General features: G+C 73.5%; 17 protein-coding genes and 6 tRNA genes. 14 read left to right on the forward strand and 9 right to left on the reverse strand.

What is annotated here, in order from left to right:
* The first annotated feature begins 173 nt into the window (after positions 1-173).
* The 5 genes from OOJ98_RS09505 (at position 174) to OOJ98_RS09525 (ending at position 8334) form a co-directional block, all read left to right on the forward strand.
* The gene (locus OOJ98_RS09505) at positions 174-830 is read left to right on the forward strand and encodes a GNAT family N-acetyltransferase (RefSeq protein WP_267054181.1); all 657 of its coding nucleotides are present in this window, start codon (positions 174-176) and stop codon (positions 828-830) included.
* A gap of 120 nt (positions 831-950) precedes the next feature.
* Positions 951-2165, forward strand: coding sequence for a precorrin-6y C5,15-methyltransferase (decarboxylating) subunit CbiE (cbiE, locus tag OOJ98_RS09510; RefSeq protein ID WP_267054182.1), 1215 nt, complete (start codon positions 951-953; stop codon positions 2163-2165).
* A gap of 340 nt (positions 2166-2505) precedes the next feature.
* On the forward strand, positions 2506-6048 hold the full coding sequence (gene cobT / locus OOJ98_RS09515) for a nicotinate-nucleotide--dimethylbenzimidazole phosphoribosyltransferase (protein WP_267054183.1): 3543 nt from the start codon (positions 2506-2508) through the stop codon (positions 6046-6048).
* A 170-nt stretch (positions 6049-6218) separates the two neighbouring features.
* Positions 6219-7439 carry a uroporphyrinogen-III C-methyltransferase gene (cobA, locus tag OOJ98_RS09520; RefSeq protein WP_267054184.1) on the forward strand — a complete coding sequence of 407 codons (1221 nt, stop codon included), beginning with the start codon at positions 6219-6221 and terminating at the stop codon, positions 7437-7439.
* Between the two features lie 76 nt (positions 7440-7515).
* The gene (locus tag OOJ98_RS09525) at positions 7516-8334 is read left to right on the forward strand and encodes an RNA methyltransferase (RefSeq protein WP_267054185.1); all 819 of its coding nucleotides are present in this window, start codon (positions 7516-7518) and stop codon (positions 8332-8334) included.
* 163 nt (positions 8335-8497) lie between these two features.
* On the opposite strand, the gene OOJ98_RS09530 is transcribed toward OOJ98_RS09525, so the two are convergent.
* On the reverse strand, positions 8498-9745 hold the full coding sequence (locus OOJ98_RS09530) for a serine/threonine-protein kinase (protein ID WP_267055581.1): 1248 nt from the start codon (positions 9743-9745) through the stop codon (positions 8498-8500).
* Positions 9746-9945: 200 nt separating this feature from the next.
* Between OOJ98_RS09530 and OOJ98_RS09535 the strand changes: the two genes are divergently transcribed.
* A complete protein-coding gene (locus tag OOJ98_RS09535; protein WP_267054186.1) occupies positions 9946-10224 on the forward strand; it encodes a hypothetical protein in 279 nt (92 codons plus the stop codon).
* Between the two features lie 234 nt (positions 10225-10458).
* A complete protein-coding gene (locus tag OOJ98_RS09540) occupies positions 10459-10668 on the forward strand; it encodes a hypothetical protein (protein WP_267054187.1) in 210 nt (69 codons plus the stop codon).
* A gap of 266 nt (positions 10669-10934) precedes the next feature.
* On the opposite strand, the gene OOJ98_RS09545 is transcribed toward OOJ98_RS09540, so the two are convergent.
* From OOJ98_RS09545 to OOJ98_RS09565, 5 genes are all read right to left on the reverse strand, one after another.
* Positions 10935-11009 (reverse strand) — tRNA-Val (locus OOJ98_RS09545).
* Between the two features lie 47 nt (positions 11010-11056).
* A tRNA-Val gene (locus tag OOJ98_RS09550) sits at positions 11057-11128 on the reverse strand.
* A 47-nt stretch (positions 11129-11175) separates the two neighbouring features.
* Positions 11176-11247 (reverse strand) — tRNA-Val (locus tag OOJ98_RS09555).
* A gap of 1 nt (position 11248) precedes the next feature.
* Positions 11249-11322: transfer RNA gene (locus OOJ98_RS09560), tRNA-Cys, on the reverse strand.
* 39 nt (positions 11323-11361) lie between these two features.
* A tRNA-Gly gene (locus OOJ98_RS09565) sits at positions 11362-11434 on the reverse strand.
* 190 nt (positions 11435-11624) lie between these two features.
* Here OOJ98_RS09565 and OOJ98_RS09570 point away from each other — a divergent pair.
* The 3 genes from OOJ98_RS09570 to OOJ98_RS09580 all read left to right on the forward strand — a co-directional run bounded on the left by OOJ98_RS09570 (position 11625) and on the right by OOJ98_RS09580 (position 14400).
* Positions 11625-12680, forward strand: coding sequence for a chorismate-binding protein (locus OOJ98_RS09570; RefSeq protein ID WP_267054188.1), 1056 nt, complete (start codon positions 11625-11627; stop codon positions 12678-12680).
* Positions 12681-13502, forward strand: a complete 822-nt coding sequence (locus tag OOJ98_RS09575) for an aminotransferase class IV (RefSeq protein WP_267054189.1) — start codon at positions 12681-12683, stop codon at positions 13500-13502.
* A 64-nt stretch (positions 13503-13566) separates the two neighbouring features.
* On the forward strand, positions 13567-14400 hold the full coding sequence (locus OOJ98_RS09580; RefSeq protein WP_267054190.1) for a GNAT family N-acetyltransferase: 834 nt from the start codon (positions 13567-13569) through the stop codon (positions 14398-14400).
* A 45-nt stretch (positions 14401-14445) separates the two neighbouring features.
* Here the strand turns inward: OOJ98_RS09580 and OOJ98_RS09585 are convergent, their stop codons facing one another.
* Positions 14446-14964, reverse strand: a complete 519-nt coding sequence (locus OOJ98_RS09585; protein WP_267054191.1) for a DsbA family protein — start codon at positions 14962-14964, stop codon at positions 14446-14448.
* A gap of 141 nt (positions 14965-15105) precedes the next feature.
* On the opposite strand from OOJ98_RS09585, the gene OOJ98_RS09590 reads away from it, so the two are divergent.
* Together OOJ98_RS09590 and OOJ98_RS09595 are read left to right on the forward strand one after the other, a co-directional pair.
* Positions 15106-15555, forward strand: a complete 450-nt coding sequence (locus OOJ98_RS09590) for a hypothetical protein (protein WP_267054192.1) — start codon at positions 15106-15108, stop codon at positions 15553-15555.
* Between the two features lie 163 nt (positions 15556-15718).
* Complete coding sequence (locus tag OOJ98_RS09595) at positions 15719-15892, forward strand: hypothetical protein (RefSeq protein WP_267054193.1); 174 nt, start codon at positions 15719-15721, stop codon at positions 15890-15892.
* Between the two features lie 36 nt (positions 15893-15928).
* Here OOJ98_RS09595 and OOJ98_RS09600 read toward each other — a convergent pair whose 3' ends face one another.
* Both OOJ98_RS09600 and OOJ98_RS09605 read right to left on the reverse strand, forming a co-directional pair.
* Entirely contained in the window at positions 15929-16486 is a 558-nt protein-coding gene (locus tag OOJ98_RS09600; protein WP_267054194.1) for a CGNR zinc finger domain-containing protein, read from the reverse strand.
* Between the two features lie 194 nt (positions 16487-16680).
* Positions 16681-17097 carry an SsgA family sporulation/cell division regulator gene (locus OOJ98_RS09605; protein ID WP_053723613.1) on the reverse strand — a complete coding sequence of 139 codons (417 nt, stop codon included), beginning with the start codon at positions 17095-17097 and terminating at the stop codon, positions 16681-16683.
* A 199-nt stretch (positions 17098-17296) separates the two neighbouring features.
* On the opposite strand from OOJ98_RS09605, the gene OOJ98_RS09610 reads away from it, so the two are divergent.
* The gene (locus OOJ98_RS09610; protein WP_267054195.1) at positions 17297-17698 is read left to right on the forward strand and encodes a TIGR02611 family protein; all 402 of its coding nucleotides are present in this window, start codon (positions 17297-17299) and stop codon (positions 17696-17698) included.
* Positions 17699-17763: 65 nt separating this feature from the next.
* A tRNA-Val gene (locus OOJ98_RS09615) sits at positions 17764-17835 on the forward strand.
* The last annotated feature ends 25 nt before the right edge of the window (positions 17836-17860 follow it).

Here is a 17860-nt window from a genome sequence, read left to right on the forward strand (position 1 = left end):
ACGGCAGGACGAAGGTCCCGGACACCCCGCCAGGTGTCCGGGACCTTCGTCGCTACGGCCACCCGGCCATGCGCGCTGGCGGCCCGATGCTGCATGCTGTGTCTTTACGGTCCTCACAGGTTGACGGGCAACGCGGCCCCCGGGCCGGCGCGGTCCCCAAGGCGGTCCACGGCATGGAGCGGCACATGACTACCCACCTTCCGGTCTTCCCGGACATCTCCATCAGCACGGACCGCCTCGTGCTGCGCCCCTTCGAGGATGCCGACACCCCCGCCCTCATCGAGATGATGAACGACGAGCAGGTGGTCGCCTGGACCGCGGTGCCGCACCCCTACACCGCACGCGACGCCGACGACTGGGTCCGCCACATCGCCCCGCGCGAGCGCACCGAGGGCCGAGGAATCGTTCTGGCGGTCACCGAGTTCCTCACCCAGCGCCTCGTCGGCATCGTCCACCTCCAGAACACCAACTGGCGCACCCTGGCCACGGAGGTCGGCTACGTCGTGGCGCCCTGGGCCCGCGGCGAGGGATACGCCACCGAGGCCGTGCTCGCCGCCGCCCAGTGGCTCTTCCGCGACCAGCGGTTCGAGCGCCTCGAACTGCGCACCGCAGCCGACAACACCGCGTCCCAGCAGGTGGCGCAGAAGATCGGCTGCATCAGCGAGGGCGTGCTGCGCAACGCCTGGATAGCGCGTACGCAGACGGAGGACGGCGGCTGGACGGACATCCGCACCGACCTCATCGTGTGGAGCCTGCTCCCCGAGGACCTCGACGGCGTCGCCGAACAGCTCGCCGACGCCGGGTACGCCTCCTACACCGACTGGAACTGACCCCCCGGCCGGCGCCCGGAAGGAAATTCCGGAGCTACCCTCAAGTCCGTACCCGGCGCACCCACGTGCCCGGCACCCGTCCGCCGCCCCGCCCTGCCACACCACTGGAGTCTGACGAAGATGGCCGACCGCGTCACGGTGATCGGCTGGGACGGCTCGCCCCTCACCCCCGCGGCCACCTCCGCGCTCTCCGCGGCCACCCTGGTGGCCGGCGCCGCCCACCACCTCGCGCTCCCCGAGGTGCCGGCCGGCGCCGAGCGCATCCGGCTCGGCAGCGTGAGCCTGGCCGCCCGGCGCATCGCCGGGCACCGCGGCAGCGCGGTCGTCCTCGCCGACGGCGACCCCGGGTTCTTCGGCGTCGTCCGCACGCTCAGGGACCCCGAGCACGGCCTCGAAGTCGAAGTGGTGCCCGCCGTCTCCGCCCTCGCAGGCGCCTTCGCCAGGGCCGGAATGCCCTGGGACGACGCCCAGCTCGTCGTGGCCCACCCCCGCACCCTGCGCCGCGCCGTCAACGTCTGCCGCGCCCACCCGAAGGTCGGCGTCCTCACCTCGCCGGGCGCCGGGCCCGCCGAACTCGCGCTGCTCCTCGAAGGGGTCCACCGCACCTTCGTCATCTGCGAGGAGCTCGGCAGCGACCGCGAGCAGGTCACCGTCCTCACCTCCGAGAGCGCCGCCGACCACGCCTGGCGCGACCCCAACGTTGTCATCGTCCTCGGCGGCGGCCCGTCCGGCGAGGGCGAGGGCTGGCTCGCCGGACCCGCCCCCGGCTACCCCTCGGCGCCGCGCGGCTGGGCGCTGCCCGCCCGCGAGTACGGCGCCGGGCTCGGCTCCGGCGAATCCGCCGAACTGCGCGCCGCCCAACTCGCCAGGCTCGGACCGCGGGTCGGCGACCTCGTCTGGGACATCGGCTGCGGCAGCGGCGCGCTCTCCGTGGAGGCGGCCCGGTTCGGCGCCGCGGTGATCGCCGTCGACACCCGCGCCGAGGCCTGCTCCCGCGCCGAGTCCACCGCGCGCCGCTTCGGCGTGCAGCTCCAAGTGGTCCGCGGCAAGGCCCCGCACATCCTGGAGTCGCTGCCCGAACCCGATGTCGTACGCATCGGGGGCGGCGGCGCGGCGGTCGTCGAGGCGTGCGCCGATCGCAGGCCGGAGCGCATCGTGACGCACGCGTCCACCCGGGACGAGGCGGAGGCCGTGGGAGCCGTTCTGAGCGCCGGCGGATACGACGTCGAGTGCGCGCTCCTCCAATCGGTCGACCTCGACACGAGCGCCTGGTCGGAGCGCGAACGCTCGGTCGCCTTCCTGCTTTCCGGAAGGCGGAAAGAAAGATCCCTGTGACTCCTCCGGCGCGTCGTGGAGGGTAGGCTGGCCGATCGTTGTACCGCACCCGGCCGTTCGCAGCTCCGCTCGCCAAGGACCGGACGAGGGAACCGCTTTGGGACCCGTCGGCGGTACGGCACAACCGGGGGACGCGCAACGTGGCGCAGCCCACACGGTCCGTGGCCGAGACTGACCGCCGCGGCGGCGAAGGCCCGCGACAATGCATGGTGTCGTTGACGCCCGCGGGCCGTTCGCGATCGCGCGGCGCACGCATGGAGCGACGGGTGCCGCACGCGCCGAGCGCGGGTGGCCCCGGGCCGCAGGCCGAAGGAGCACTACAGATGGGCGAGGGGTACGCATGACTGACACCGGCCAGGTCCCGGGCGAGGGACTGCCGGAGAACGCAGGCATGGTGGAACAGCCGGGCGTCCCCGCTCCCGGTGCCTACACCTTCCTCGATCCCGCAGACAGCTCGGTCAACCCCGCGGACGACGACGACCTGCTCCTGATGCCGGGCGCCCAGGGCGCCTGGATCGACCCGCAGTCGGCGCCCGCCCCCGTCGCCGCCCCGCCGGCACCCGGCCCGGCCGCGGAGCCCGGCGCGCACGAGACCGGCGGCCGTGACACCGGCTCCGTCGACCTCGGCGGCGCCCGCACCGCGCAGGCCCCCGCGAGCGCCGCCCCGCCGGCCCGCCGCCCGCTCCACCTCGGCCCGCAGGTGCCGGACGCCTCCGCGGGTGTCGTACGGTCCCTCGCCGACCGGGGCCCGGCCGGCGCCCCCGTGAACCCGATGCCCACGCGCACCCAGGGTCCGCCCACGGCAGGTCCCGAATACCTGGACATCCCGCGCGAGGAAGCCGCGGCGCAGCCCGCTGCACCTCAGCTCGCGGAGATGCAGCCCGGGAGTGGCATGGCATGGACGCCTCAGCAGCGTTCCGCGCCCCACACGTCACTCCACATGCCGGTGGCCCCTGCAGAAACGGTCGTCCCCGAGGACTTCGCGGTGCACGCGGCCGCCCAGGGCGTCCCGCCCCACGCCGTCGAGCAGCAGGCCCCGCAGATGGCCCAGCCCGGCGCGCGTCCGGTGCTCCTCGTGGACCAGCTCGTCGCCCAGCAGGCGGTACGGCAGGACGCCCCGCAGGCGCCGCAGCAGGGTGGACAGCCGCAGCACGCGGGCCAGTTCGTGCCCGTCGAGGGTTCGGTCCCGACCGGCCCCCACCTCGCGCCCGCCCCGGCGCAGGCCGGCCCCGTACAGGAAGCGCCCGTACAGGAAGCGCCCGCGCAGGGAGTGCAGGACGTACCGCAGCCGGCGCCCGAGCCCGTCGTGGCCGCACAGCCGGAGCCGGTGGCGCCCGCCGGGCCCGTGGGCCCGAGCGCTGCCGAGCCGATGGCGCCGCAGGAGCCCGTGTCCGAGCCGCCCGCCGTGACCGAGGTGCCCGCCGAGCCCGCCGTGGCCGGGTTCCCCGCCGAGCCCGTCGCCGCCGAGGCGCAGGTCGCCGGGCCGGCGCAGGCCGCGCAGGTGCCCGCCGAAGCGCTCGCCGCCGAGCCCGTGGTGCCCGAGCAGGCCGTGGCCGAGGCCGCGCCCGAACAGGTCGTACCCGAGCAGGCCGTACCCGAGGCCCTGACGCCGGACCCGGCCGTCACCGAGCTCGTCGCCGCCGAGCCCCTCCCCGTCGAGCCCGTCGTCGCCGCAGAGGTGTTCGCCGCGCCGCAGCCCGTGGCCGTCGAGCCCGTCCAGGCCGCCGTGGCCGAGCCCGAGTCCGTCGCGGTCGCCCCGGACCAGGCGCCGACCCATGTCGCCGTCCCGGTGCAGCAGGCCGTGCAGCAGGCCCCGGCCGAGGAGCAGCCGGCCCGGCCCGGCACGGCGGAGCCCCTCGCCGAGGCGCCGGCCGCCGTGCCCGAGCAGATCCAGGCGCCCGAGCCCGTCCTCGTACCGCAGCAGGACCAGGCGGTCACGGCCGGAGCCCCGGCGGCCGACCCCGTGCCGGCCCCCGAGGCCCCCGAAGCGGTCGTCGCGCCGCAGCCGGCCCCGGCCGAAGCGGCCGTGCCCGCCGCCGGACCGGAGGCGCCCCGGGAGCCGGAGGCCGCCGACAGCGCGCGGGTCGCCGCGCCCGCGGAGGGCGAGGAGGCCGAGGAACTCACGGACGCCGTCGACCTCCCCGAGCAGGCGCCCGCCGCCCCCGGGTACGACGACGCCGAGCGCGAGGCCGTGCTGCGCGTCATGCGCGAGCGCCGCGACATCCGCAACGGCTTCCGGTCCGACCCCATCCCGCACGAGGTGCTGCTGCGCGTCCTGGAGGCGGCCCACACCGCGCCCTCCGTCGGACACTCGCAGCCGTGGGACTTCGTGGTGATCCGGTCCGCGGAGACCCGCCGCACCATGCACGAACTGGCCCAGCGCCAGCGCGAGGCGTACGCGAAGTCGCTGCCCAAGGGCCGAGCCAAGCAGTTCAAGGAACTGAAGATCGAGGCCATCCTCGAAACGCCCGTCAACATCGTGGTCACCGCAGACCCGACGCGCGGCGGCCGGCACACCCTCGGCCGCTACACGCAGCCGCAGATGGCCCCGTACTCCTCCGCCCTCGCGGTCGAGAACCTGTGGCTCGCCGCCCGCGCCGAAGGCCTCGGTGTCGGCTGGGTCTCCTTCTTCGACGAGCGCGAGATGGTCCGCGCGCTCGGCCTGCCCGAGCACCTCGAAGTCGTCGCCTACCTCTGCGTCGGCTACGTCGACGAGTTCCCCGACGAGCCCGAGCTGATGCAGGCCGGCTGGTCCAAGCGCCGTCCGCTGTCCTGGGTCGTCCACGAGGAGACGTACGGCCGCCGTGCCCTGCCCGGCGAGGACCCGCACGACCTGCTCCAGGAGACCGTCTCGGGCATCCGCCCCCTCGACGCCAAGGCGCTCGGCGAGGCCTGGGAGCGGCAGAAGCGGATGACCAAGCCCGCGGGCGCGCTCGGCATGCTGGAGATCATCTCCGCTCAGCTGTCCGGGCTCTCCCGCAAGTGTCCGCCGCCGATCCCGGAGCCGGCCGCCGTCGCGATCTTCGCCGGCGACCACGGCGTGCACGCCCAGGGCGTCACCCCTTGGCCCCAGGAAGTCACCGGCCAGATGGTCGCCAACTTCCTCGGCGGCGGCGCGGTCTGCAACGCCTTCGCCAACCAGGTCGGCGCCGAGGTCTGCGTCATCGACGTGGGCGTCGCCTCCGAACTCCCGGCCACGCCCGGCCTGTTGCCCCGCAAGGTGCGGGCCGGGACCGCCGACATGACGACCGGGCCCGCGATGACCCGCGAGGAAGCCGTCGCCGCCATCGAGGTCGGCATCGAGACCGCGCGCGACCTGGTGGCCGCCGGCAACAAGGCGCTCCTCACCGGCGAGATGGGCATCGCCAACACCACCGTGTCGGCCGCCCTCATCTCCCTCTACACGGGCGTCGACCCGGTCGAGGTCACCGGCCGCGGCACCGGCATCAACGACGAGACGCACGCCCGCAAGGTCGACGTCGTACGCCGCGCCCTCGACCTGCACCAGCCGGACCCCGCCGACCCGATCGGCGTCCTCGCCGCGATCGGCGGCCTGGAACACGCGGCCCTGGTCGGCTTCCTGCTCGGCGGCGCGTCGCTGCGTACGCCGGTGATCCTCGACGGCGTCAGCACCGGAGCCGCCGCCCTGGTCGCCCGCGCGATCGCCCCCGAGGTGCTCTCCGCGTGCATCGCGGGACACCGCAGCGCCGAACCCGGCCACGTGGCGGCCCTCAACAAGCTGGGCCTGCGCCCCCTGGTCGACCTCGACCTGCGGCTCGGCGAGGGCACCGGCGCGCTGCTCGCCCTGCCGGTGGTGCAGAGCGCGGCCCGCGCGATGCACGAGGTCGCCACGTTCGACTCGGCGGGCGTCACCGAGAAGTAGCCCGACGGCACGAGCGGGGGCCGGGGTCGCGCTGACCCCGGCCCCCGCCCATGCCGCCGCACGCACCCGCCCCTTAGGCTGTCGGCGGGAGCGCGTACCCCTCCCACCAGCCGCTTCACCGCCGCAGCGGCCCATCGCACCGCAAGCCCGCCCGAGGAGCACCCGCCACCATGGTCGAACACCCCGCGTACCCGGTAGGCCTCCGCCTCACCGGCCGCCGCGTCGTCGTCGTCGGCGGCGGCCAGGTGGCCCAGCGCCGACTGCCGGCCCTCATCGCCGCAGGGGCCGACGTCACGCTGATCTCCCCGAGCGCCACCCCTTCGGTCGAGGCGATGGCCGACACGGGCGAGATCCGCTGGGAGCGCCGCCGCTTCCAGGACGGCGACCTCGCCGACACCTGGTACGCCCTGGTCGCCACCGCCGACACCGAGGCCAACGAGCGGATCTCCGCCGAGGCCGAGCGCTCCCGCGTCTGGTGCGTACGCTCCGACGACGCGAGCGCCGCCACCGCGTGGACCCCGGCCACCGGCCGCTCCGAGGGCGTGACCGTCGCCGTCCTCACCACCGACACCCCCGACCCGCGCCGCTCGGCCGCGATCCGCGACGCGGTCGTCGAGGGGCTGCGCGACGGCACCCTCGTCGCCCCGCAGCAGCGCACCCGCACCCCGGGCGTCGCCCTGGTCGGCGGCGGCCCCGGCGACCCCGATCTGATCACCGTGCGCGGCCGCAGGCTGCTCGCCGAGGCGGACGTGGTCATCGCCGACCGGCTCGGCCCGCGCGACCTGCTCGACGAACTCCCGCCGCACGTCGAGGTCATCGACGCCGCGAAGATCCCGTACGGCCGCTTCATGGCCCAGGAGGCCATCAACAACGCGCTGATCGAGCACGCGAAGGCCGGCAAGGCCGTCGTGCGGCTCAAGGGCGGCGACCCCTACGTCTTCGGGCGCGGCATGGAGGAGCTCCAGGCGCTCGCCGAGGCCGGCATCGCCTGCACGGTGGTGCCCGGCATCTCCAGCTCCATCTCGGTGCCGGGCGCGGCCGGCATCCCGGTCACGCACCGGGGCGTGGCGCACGAGTTCACGGTGGTCAGCGGCCATGTGGCCCCGGACGACCCGCGCTCGCTCGTCGACTGGAAGTCGCTGGCCCAGCTGCGCGGCACCCTGGTGATCCTCATGGGCGTCGACAAGATCGGCGCGATCGCGCAGGCGCTCATGGCGCACGGCAAGAACCCCTCGACCGCGGTCGCACTCGTCCAGGAGGGCACCACGGCCGCTCAGCGTCGCGTGGACGCCACGCTGGAGAGCGTCGGCGAGGTCGTCAGGGCCGAGGACGTCAGGCCGCCGGCGGTCATCGTCATCGGCGACGTCGTGACGGTGAACTCCCGCCCGTAGCCGACCCGCCCCGGCCGGCGGCGGGATCCGATCCCCAGCCGTTGGCACCCGACCCAGGACAAGGCAGTATCACCCCGTGGCCGATCTCATCACCGTCGAGGACCCCGACGACCCCCGCCTGCGCGACTACACGGGCCTGACCGACGTGGAACTGCGGCGCCGCCGCGAACCCGCCGAGGGCCTCTTCATCGCGGAGGGCGAGAAGGTCATCAGACGGGCCAAGGACGCCGGGTACGAGATGCGCTCGATGCTGCTCTCGGCCAAGTGGGTCGACGTCATGCGGGACGTCATCGACGAGCTCCCGGCCCCGGTGTACGCCGTCAGCCCCGAGCTGGCCGAACGCGTCACGGGCTACCACGTGCACCGCGGGGCGCTCGCCTCGATGCAGCGCAAGCCGCTCCCCGAGGCGGAGGAGCTCCTCACCGCGGCACGCCGCGTGGTGGTCATGGAAGCGGTCAACGACCACACCAACATCGGCGCGATCTTCCGCAGCGCGGCGGCGCTGGGCATGGACGCGGTCCTGCTCTCGCCGGACTGCGCCGACCCGCTGTACCGCCGCTCGGTGAAGGTGTCGATGGGCGCGGTCTTCTCGGTCCCGTACGCCCGCCTCGAATCGTGGCCCAAGGCCCTGGAGACGGTCCGCGGCGCCGGCTACCGCCTCCTCGCCCTGACCCCCGACGAGAAGGCCTCCAGCATCGACGAGGCGGCCCCGCACAAGCTCGACAAGGTGGCCCTCATGCTGGGCGCCGAGGGCGACGGCCTGTCCCGCCAGGCCCTGGTGGCGGCCGACGAGTGGGTGCGCATCCCGATGGCCCACGGAGTCGACTCCCTGAACGTGGGCGCGGCAGCGGCGGTGGCCTTCTACGCAGTGGCGACAGGCCGCCCGACGTCCTGACCCGGCCGGGATCGCGAGGCGCCCCCCAACCCCTCCGGCGTGCAGCCCCCGACCCCGCCAGGGGCGCGGGGAACGGCGCGCCCAGCCACGAACCGGCCCGCACCCGTAAGGGCACCCGGAAGCGGCGCCGAACGCACGCGTAGGCGCAGCCGGCCCCGCTCCCTCAGAACTGCTTGACCGCGGCGATACCCAGCAGCACGATCAGCGTGACCAGCACGAAGACCGTGAGCCGCTGCCGCAGCAGCCGGGGGTTGGCGGGCCGCAGCCCGCCCGAGGTACGCGCCCCGGGCCGCGTGCCCGGCCGCCCCCCGGGCCGCGACGCGTTGCCGCGCGACGCACCGGGACGCGACCCGCCCGTACGCGAGCTCCCGGTCCGGGAGGACGCACCCGTACCGGAGCCGGCGGTACGCGGCGCACCCGGACGCGCCCCGGACCGCGGCCCGCCCGACGTCCCGGGGCCCGCGGACCCCCGCCCCGCCTCGGTGTACCGCTGCGTCCGCTCGTCGAGCCGTCCCGTGGGCCGCTCGACCTCCACCCGCTCCCGCTGCACCGGCGGCCGCACATCCGCCGCCTGCGCGTGCAGACCGCCCTGGGCCTCCCGCGCCGCGATCTCCTTCAGCCGCATCGAGAGCTGCAACGTGCTCGGCCGCTCCTCGGGGTCCTTCGCCAGGCACGCCTGGACCAGCGGGGCCAGCGCGTCCGGCACGCCGCGGAGCTGGGCCTCCTCGTGCACGACGCGATAGAGCATCACCTCGGAACTGCCGTGCCCGAAGGGCGAGTCGCCCATCGCCGCGTACGCCAGCGTCGCGCCGAGCGAGAAGACGTCCGTGGCCGGGGTGACCGCCGCGCCACGGACCTGCTCGGGCGCGAGGAAGCCGGGCGAGCCGACGGCCGTGCCGACATGCGTGAGCGTCGAGGCGCCGGTGGCCCAGGCGATGCCGAAGTCGATGATCCTGGGCCCCTTGGGGGAGAGCAGGATGTTGGACGGCTTGAGGTCGCGGTGGACCACACCGGCCTCGTGCACCGCGACGAGCCCTTCGGAGAGCGCGGCCCCGATCGCCGCGGTGTCGGCGGCGGTCAGCGGGCCCTCCTCGGCGACCTTGTCGTGGAGCGAGGGTCCGGGCACGTACTGCGTGGCGAACCAGGGCCGCTCGGCTTCGAGATCGGCGGCGACCAGCCGAGCCGTACACCCGCCCCGGATGCGCCGCGCGGCCGAGACCTCACGGGCGAACCGTGACCTGAACTCCTGGTCCTCGGCGAGATCGGGCCGGATCACCTTGAGCGCCACCCGCTGCCCGCGCCGGTCGGAGCCGAGGTACACGACACCCATGCCGCCCGCGCCGAGCCGCCGGTGAAGCCTGAACGAGCCGACGACACGCGGGTCCTCGCGCCGGAGCCGCATCATCGCCATTTTCATCCCCGCTGCCAGTCCTGTTGACGGGGCACAGCTTACGTACCCGCCGCCCGGTGTGCTCATAGGCCGCGCCCTCGCGGCCCGACCGATTGTCAGTGCCGGGTGGGAAACTTGAAGAGTGGTCAGCAGGCCGCGGATCCATGGCTGCTGACCCGTGCGAGATCTCAACGGTCCGTCGCAGAAGGGGGTTTGGGTCCATGAAGGGTGACCGGGTGGAGATAGTGGTGGACGCGGGAGACACGACCCGCACGTATGAAGTGGTGGCCGGCAGGGCGGGCCGGAGGGTCGAGACGGCGGTCCGCCGCGGGGTGGTCGAAGTGAGCGAAGTCACGCGCAGCGGCACCGTCGTGCGCACCGCGCGCTTCATGGCGACGCGGGTGCTCGCCCTGGTCGAGCAGCCCGTCCCGAGGGAGGGCGCGGGGGAGGCGGAGTCCCGAGCGCAGGCCCGACCCCTCCGGGAAGACCCCAGGACATAGGGGTCCGTCTCCACCCAGGGGAGTAGGCGCGAGGGTGACGGCTCATCCCCTGGGAGGCCCGCAGATCGGTACGAGGGCATGACGTCCGGCGCCCCGAGGATCCCTAGTGTTGAAGTCAAGCGGCGGGTGATGCACTCGTCCCCCGAGGTCAGACACCCGCCGCTGTCAGGCCGCCCCCATGGCGGGGGCCGGCCGGACACATGAGGCAGACCCATAAACGAACAGGAGAGGACCATGGCGGACACGGCTGCGCGGACGATCATCCGCACGCGGGGACGCAGGGCTTACAGCACCGCGTTCGGTGCCCGCCGTTCCGGCCCGCGCCACCCCCTGGTGGCAACGGCCATGGTCCTTCCCCTGGCGGCCCTGCTCGTAGTCGTCTTCGGCGGCTGGGACGCGGTGGTCACACAAGCGTCGTCCGTGGGCGTGATGCTGGGGCGCTGAGCGGCGCCCCGGACCCGGTAGAGCGGACCGGGTCGGGACATCCGGCCATTACAGCCCCGTGGGGACGGGGGTGCGGCGGACGGCAGTAAGAGGCGTTGCCCGATCGGCTGGGGAGCCGATCGGGCAACGCCTTTTGCGTGTCCGGCAGTTGCGTCCGCCGGCCGTCTCGGGCCGTCTGTGGCCCATGGGGGAGGTCTCCGGCCCATGGGGGAGACGACGGGAGAACGACGGAACCCCCGGCCTTCGAGAAGGCCGGGGGTTCCGGGTGGTGCGCGATACTGGGATTGAACCAGTGACCTCTTCCGTGTCAGGGAAGCGCTCTCCCGCTGAGCTAATCGCGCGGGAACGGCCCCAAACCTTACAGGGCCGGTTACTTCGTGGTACTGCGTGCGCGATACTGGGATTGAACCAGTGACCTCTTCCGTGTCAGGGAAGCGCTCTCCCGCTGAGCTAATCGCGCGGGAACGGCCCCAAACCCTACGGGACCGGTTACTTCGTGTTACTGCGTGCGCGATACTGGGATTGAACCAGTGACCTCTTCCGTGTCAGGGAAGCGCTCTCCCGCTGAGCTAATCGCGCTTGGAGGTGGAGACGGGATTTGAACCCGTGTAGACGGCTTTGCAGGCCGTTGCCTCGCCTCTCGGCCACTCCACCAGGAGTGCATATGAGGGTTCGGGAAGATCCCCCACATCGAGCGGACGACGAGATTCGAACTCGCGACCCTCACCTTGGCAAGGTGATGCTCTACCAACTGAGCCACGTCCGCTTGTCGTTTCCGTTGCGCTTGCGCGTCCCGGCGACGTGTTGAACTCTAGCGGATTCCCGGGCCAGTACAAAAACGCGTTTGTGCAGCGTGCTGCGTTACGCCTGGTCCGGACCGCCGCCGGGGTACGGCCGGAGTTCGCCCCCAGGTCACTCAGAGGCACCCCACCTGCACCGGCCCTAGACTCACAAGCGTGCACGACCTCGCTCCTCTGGCCCGCTTCGGCCGCCTCGTCGCCTCGGACCTGCGTGATGTCACCAGCGACCCCGAGGCCCTCGACTCCGCCGGCTTCTGGGCCGTCTCCGCCGACTTCGAGGGCCGGCTCGTCTGCGCCCGCTTCGCGGACGTCCGCAACCGGCCCGTCCCCGAGCCCCTGCCCGGCGCCTGGCGCGGGCCCGCCGCCGACGACTGGGCGTCGTCCCTCGACCGCGCCGCGTACACGGCGGGGGTGCGCCGCATCCGCGAGCACATCGCCGCCGGCGAGGTCTACCAGGCCAACCTCTGCCGCGTCCTGAGCGCGCCGCTGCCCGACCCGGCCGCGGCCGACGTCGACGCGCTCACCGCGCTGCTCGCCCGCGGCAACCCCGCCCCCTATGCCGGAACGATTCGGCTGCCCGCCCACGGCGTCGAGATCGCGACCGCCTCGCCCGAGCTGTTCCTGCGGCGCACCGGACGCGTCGTCGAGTCCGGCCCCATCAAGGGCACCGGCAGGACCGCGGCGGACCTCCTGGAGAAGGACCACGCCGAGAACGTGATGATCGTGGACCTCGTCCGCAACGACATCGGACGCGTCTGCGCCACCGGCACGGTGAGCGTGCCCGAGCTGTGCGCCGTCGAGGAGCACCCCGGCCTCGTCCACCTCGTCTCCACCGTCCGCGGCGAACTGCGCGAGGGCGCCGGCTGGCGCGAGCTGCTCGCCGCCACCTTCCCGCCCGGCTCCGTGACCGGGGCGCCCAAGTCCAGCGCGCTGCGGATCATCGACGCGCTGGAGACCGCGCCCCGCGGCCCCTACTGCGGAGGCATCGGCTGGGTCGACGCCGACCGCGGCACCGCCGAGCTCGCCGTGGGCATCCGTACGTTCTGGATCGACCGGCCGCAGGGCGTGCTGCGGTTCGGCACCGGGGCCGGCATCACCTGGGGCTCCGACCCCGAGGGCGAATGGCGGGAGACCGAGCTGAAGGCGGAGCGCCTGCTCGCGATAGCGTCGGGCGACCGGGCCCACAGCGGGCACAGTGGAAGGACCGCGTAAATGCAGATCTGGGTCAACGGCGCCCTGCGGGACGCCGGCGCCGCGCAGGTGTCCGTCCTCGACCACGGGCTCACCGTGGGCGACGGCGTCTTCGAGACGGTGAAGGCGACCGGCGGGCGGCTCTTCGCGCTCACCCGCCATCTGGACCGGCTGACCCGCTCCGCCCGCGGGCTCGGCCTGCCCGACCCCGATCTCGACGAAGTGCGGCGCGCCTGTACGGCCGTCCTCGACGCCAACCCGGTGCCGCTCGGCCGGCTGCGGATCACCTACACCGGCGGACTCTCGCCGCTCGGCTCCGACCGGGGCGACAACGGGCCGACCCTGGTCGTCGCGCTCGGCGAGACCGCGCGCCGCCCCGACACCACCGCGGTGATCACGGTGCCGTGGACGCGCAACGAGCACAGCGCGGTGACCGGCCTGAAAACCACCTCGTACGCCGAGAACGTCATCGCCCTCGCCAGGGCGCACGCGGCGGGTGCGTCCGAGGCCCTCTTCGCCAACACGGCGGGACAGCTCTGCGAGGGGACCGGCTCCAACGTCTTCGTCGTCGTCGACGGCCACCTGCACACCCCGCCGCTCGCCTCCGGCTGCCTCGGCGGCATCACCCGCGCGCTGGCCGTCGAGTGGACCGGCGCGCAGGAGAGCGAGCTGCCGCTCGACGTCCTGGAGCGCGCCGAGGAGATCTTCCTGACCTCCACGCTGCGCGACGTGCAGGCCGTACACCGCGTCGACGGGCGGCAGTTGAGCGCCGCGCCGGGCCCGGTCACGGCGAAGGCCATGCGGATCTTCGACGAGCGGGCCGGATCGGACCTGGATCCGTGACCGAGGCCGATCCGGGCCCGTAAAGCACGTGACGAGCGCCGCCCGGCCCGGTACAACGGCCTTGATGACCACCACCATTCGGCCGACCGGGCCGCTCCAGCAGGGCGCCGACGGCGCCAAGTCGCGCACGTACGACGTGTGTGTGAACAGCCGACGCGTCGGACGGATCAAGATCACCACGGACTCCCGGTTCGGCGCCGGCACGGGCCGGATCGAGGAGCTGCACATCGACCCGGCCGACCGGGGCCGTGGCCGTGGCACCGTGGCCGCGCTCGCCGCCGAGGAGGTGCTGCGCGGCTGGGGCTGCGGCCGGATCCGCTTCACCGCCGCGGCCGGGGCCGACGCGGCCCTGCGCATGGCGGCGTCCCTCGGCTATGTGGAACGCAGCCGGAACATGGTCAAGCAACTCCCGCACATCACCCCGGAGTTGCCCCCGCAGACGGCCGGGCGGCACATGGACGCCGCCGAGTTCGAGCGGTGGCGCTCCGCGGCCGTCGAGGGGTACGCGCAGAGCTGGATCGAGCGGGGCGTGCCCGAGGCGCGGGCGCTGGCCGAGTCCGAGGAGGAGCACCGCGCCCTGCTGCCCGACGGCGCCGCCACCGCCGGGACGCATCTGATGGTGCTGGAGGAGCGGGGGAGCGAGGTGGGCACCGTGTGGGTGGCCCGCGCGCCCGCGCCCGAGGCGGGGGCGTACGTCTATGACGTGCACGTCATGGAGGAACACCGGGGCCGGGGCCACGGCCGCTCCCTGATGCTCCTCGCGGAGCGGGCGGCGCTCGCCGACGGCCTGGACACGATGGGCCTGCACGTCTTCACGGGCAACACCCCGGCGCTGCGGCTCTACGAGTCGCTCGGCTACCGCGCCACCCGCCACCACCTGAACAAGGACCTGCTCTGACGCCGCGTCCCGACGGGCCGCCGTCTCCGTCCCGCCCGCTCCGCCCTACTGCGCGAGCAGCCGGTCCACGAGCTCCTCGATGCGCTCGCGCAGCCCGTCCTGGCTCTTGCCGCCGTCGAGGCGCTCGTCGCCGATGACGTACGTCGGCGTGCCCGTCACGCCGATCGCCTTGCCCTCGGCCTGATCCGCGTCGACGATCAGCATGTGCCGCCCGTCGATGAGGGCGGTGTCGAACTCGTCGGCGTCCAGGCCGAGTTCGGCCGCCGTCCGTACCAGCACGGACTCGCCCTCCGCGGCGAGGGCCCCGGTGCGGGCGAGCACGGCCTCCACGTACGGCCAGCCCCTGCCCTGCTCGAAGGCCTCCTCGGCGGCCTGCGCCGCGGCGAAGGCGTGCTTGTGCTTCTCCAGCGGGAAGTGCCGCAGCCGGATGGAGAGACGGTCGCCGTAGCGGGCGCGCAGGGCCCGGATGTCGTCGAGTGCGGTGGCGCAGTCGGGGCACTGCAGCTCGCACCACACGTCGAGGACGGCGGGGGCTGCGGTGCCGGAGGAGGTGGGGTCGCTCATGGGGCCAGTCTCCCAGCAACCGGGACCTGGGGAGGATCCCGCCCCGGAGATCTCCCTGAGGTCGCGGCCGGGCGTGGCCTCCCGGACGGGTTCCGGTGCAGGATGGAAGGAGCCACACCCGCCCACGTCTGGAGGAACCGGATGCTTGCCGAGACCGTCTGCTCCGCCGTTTCCGCGGCAGGACTGGGCATCGCCGCCGTCACGGCGTACCGCAAGCGCTTCCTCGCGGCGACGCGCATCGCCGCCTACGCGCTGGTCCCGGTCGGCCTCGTCATGACGGGCGTCGTGCAGTGGGTGTCCGGCATCGTCTTCAAGCCCAGTGTGTGGCTCGGTTTCGGGCTGCTCGGCATCGCCTGGCTGCTCTTCCTGACCACCCGGGCCGTGGAGCGGCGCGGCGGCGGCACCCGCAAGGAGCGCAAGGCCGCGGCGGCGGCCGGCCGGAGCGACGCGGTGGCCCCGGCGGCGTCCGCCCCCTCGCTCGGCGCGGGCCGCGCCACGGCGGCCGGGCCCGCGGCGAAGCCGCAGGGCAGGCCCGCCGCGAGCGAGGACTTCAGCGACATCGAGGCCATCTTGAAGAAGCACGGCATCTGAGGTCCCGCCCCGGCCGGGGAGCCGGTCCGCGAGGCCGCCGCGCGCGGGCGCCCGAGCCCCGCTCGGCCCGTTTTCGTACGCCCTGCAAGATCGGGTGAACTCCCGCTCATTATGGATGGGTTGGTATATCCATGCGGCGGGGCTGCGTCATCATCGCCCCGAGATGCTGGACACTTCCCAGGGCCCCGTCCCTGCACCGACCGACGAGCCGAGCGCGCCCGATCCCCAGGCCCGGGGCTGCCTCTTCGCGCTCTCCCAGCCGCCCCTGATGATCTTCCTGGGGGTGATCGGCTCACTGCTCCTCATGGCCGCCCTGCACGATCTGTTCCTGCTCTGAGGGGCTCCCGGCTCCCAGGCCCCGGCCGGCCGGAGGTCAGCCGGCCGCTTCCTTGCGCCGGGCCCGGTAGGCGGCGACGTGCAGTCGGTTCCCGCAGGTGCGGCTCGAGCAGTAGCGCCGGGAGCGGTTGCGCGAGAAGTCCACGAACGCCCGGCCGCAGTCCGGCGCCTCGCACCGGCGCAGCCGCTCCAGCTCGCCGGTGACGATGAAGAAGGCGAGGGCCATGCCGCCGTCGGCCGCCAGGTGGTCGGCGACCGAGGCGCCGGGCGCGAAGTAGTGCACGTGCCAGTCGTAGCCGTCGTGGTCGGTCAGCTGCGGGGTGGTGCCCGCGGCCGCGACCAGCTGGTTGACGAGTGCGGCTGCGGCGCGGGCGTCGGGCGCCGCGAAGATCTCCGCGAACCTGCCGCGTACGCCGTGGACGCCCAGCAGGTCACCGGGGGAGAGCCGCTCGACCCCGCTGATGTCGTGGTCCTGGACGAAGCCGTACAGCGCGTCCACGTCGGCGAGCAGGTCGGTCGCCTCGCTCTCCGGCGCGGTGTTCACCAGATCGACCACCATGTCGAGGGCGATCCGGGTGTCGTGAGGGATCAGCACGATTCGCTCCCTGGCCTGCGGCGGGCGGCGCCCGTCGGATGCTGGCCGACTCTAGCGGCTCGTGCTGTACGCGCATCGGCGCCGTCCCCCACGACGGCTTCGTGGGGGACGGCGCCGATGGGTGCCGCTCCTTGGGTGTCCGCGCGGCGCCGTCGCCCCGAGTCGGACGGCGCCGTGCGGCTCTCTGCCTGGCCTCAGTTGTTCTCGGCCAGGATGTGCGAGAGTTCCGTGTCGAGATCGAAGTGACGATGCTCGGTGCCGGGCGGAACCGCGGCGTCGGTCCGCTTCAGGAACGACTCCAGGGCCCGCGCCGGGGCTTCGAGAAGGGCTTCTCCTTCCGGCGAGCTCAGGGCGATACAGACGACACCCTGACCGTGACTGCGTGACGGCCAGACTCTGACGTCGCCGGTTCCGGTGGGCCGGTGCAGGCCCTCGGCGAGGAGATCGCGAGCGAAGACCCACTCGACGGTTTCCTCGGCTCCGGTGTGGAAGGTGGCGTGCACGGCATAGGGATCGGCCGTGTCATACCGCAGGCCCGCGGGTACAGGCAGTGAGGACTCGCTCGACACAACGAGGCGCAGGTGCAGCTCGCAGCTGACCGTGGTGTTCATAAGCGCCAGGGCCTTTCGCTCAGTGTGCGCTCGGGGATTCGCACGTCGGCGAAATCGACATGCCACCTACGGTGCCGTTGTAAACCCCTCTGACCGTTTTGGAGGGGTTCACGTAGCTCGTACGGCGGACTATTACTTTGGGTGATAGGTCCATTTCGGTGAACCCGTTTCGGGACGCCGGTCCGGTACGTTGGGGTCCATGGATACGGGGAGTGACGAGCGGGGCGGGGCGGCGCTCGGATCGCGCGCGCCGGCGTTCATCAAGGCGTCGAGACCGCTCCACCTGAGCTGGCAGGTCGGTGTCTTCGTGGTCGGCCTCGCGGTCGTGGCGGGCGGCGTGGTCATGCTGCCGCTGCCGGGCCCCGGCTGGCTGGTGATCTTCGGCGGCATGGCGATCTGGGCGACCGAGTTCGTCTGGGCCCAGCTGGTGCTCCGCTGGACCAGGCGCAAGGTCACCGAGGCCACGCGGAAGGCGCTCGACCCCAAGGTGCGGCGGCGCAACATCATGCTCACCACGGCCGGCCTGATCATCGTCGGCGCGCTCGTGGGGAGCTACCTCTGGACGTTCGGTTTCGTCCCGCCGTGGAAGATCGACCACTGACCGCTCGCGGTCGAAGTGCGTGGTCAGAGGCCCCGCTGACATGCGGTAATGTTTGCGGTGCGTCCGGGCGATTAGCTCAGTGGGAGAGCGCTTCGTTCACACCGAAGAGGTCACTGGTTCGAACCCAGTATCGCCCACCCGGACCGAAGGCCCCGAAGATCA

This window comes from Streptomyces sp. NBC_00083 (genome assembly GCF_026343295.1).
GTDB lineage: Bacteria > Actinomycetota > Actinomycetes > Streptomycetales > Streptomycetaceae > Streptomyces.

Excerpts from the sequence above, each read along its gene's own strand:
- OOJ98_RS09505 (WP_267054181.1), top strand. The coding sequence starts at position 174 with ATGGAGCGGCACATGACTACCCACCTTCCGGTCTTCCCGGACATCTCC.
- cbiE (WP_267054182.1), top strand. The coding sequence starts at position 951 with ATGGCCGACCGCGTCACGGTGATCGGCTGGGACGGCTCGCCCCTCACC.
- cobT (WP_267054183.1), top strand. The coding sequence starts at position 2,506 with ATGACTGACACCGGCCAGGTCCCGGGCGAGGGACTGCCGGAGAACGCA.
- cobA (WP_267054184.1), top strand. The coding sequence starts at position 6,219 with ATGGTCGAACACCCCGCGTACCCGGTAGGCCTCCGCCTCACCGGCCGC.
- OOJ98_RS09530 (WP_267055581.1), bottom strand. The coding sequence starts at position 9,745 with ATGGCGATGATGCGGCTCCGGCGCGAGGACCCGCGTGTCGTCGGCTCG.
- OOJ98_RS09535 (WP_267054186.1), top strand. The coding sequence starts at position 9,946 with ATGAAGGGTGACCGGGTGGAGATAGTGGTGGACGCGGGAGACACGACC.
- OOJ98_RS09540 (WP_267054187.1), top strand. The coding sequence starts at position 10,459 with ATGGCGGACACGGCTGCGCGGACGATCATCCGCACGCGGGGACGCAGG.
- OOJ98_RS09575 (WP_267054189.1), top strand. The coding sequence starts at position 12,681 with ATGCAGATCTGGGTCAACGGCGCCCTGCGGGACGCCGGCGCCGCGCAG.
- OOJ98_RS09580 (WP_267054190.1), top strand. The coding sequence starts at position 13,567 with ATGACCACCACCATTCGGCCGACCGGGCCGCTCCAGCAGGGCGCCGAC.
- OOJ98_RS09585 (WP_267054191.1), bottom strand. The coding sequence starts at position 14,964 with ATGAGCGACCCCACCTCCTCCGGCACCGCAGCCCCCGCCGTCCTCGAC.
- OOJ98_RS09590 (WP_267054192.1), top strand. The coding sequence starts at position 15,106 with ATGCTTGCCGAGACCGTCTGCTCCGCCGTTTCCGCGGCAGGACTGGGC.
- OOJ98_RS09595 (WP_267054193.1), top strand. The coding sequence starts at position 15,719 with ATGCTGGACACTTCCCAGGGCCCCGTCCCTGCACCGACCGACGAGCCG.
- OOJ98_RS09605 (WP_053723613.1), bottom strand. The coding sequence starts at position 17,097 with ATGAACACCACGGTCAGCTGCGAGCTGCACCTGCGCCTCGTTGTGTCG.
- OOJ98_RS09610 (WP_267054195.1), top strand. The coding sequence starts at position 17,297 with ATGGATACGGGGAGTGACGAGCGGGGCGGGGCGGCGCTCGGATCGCGC.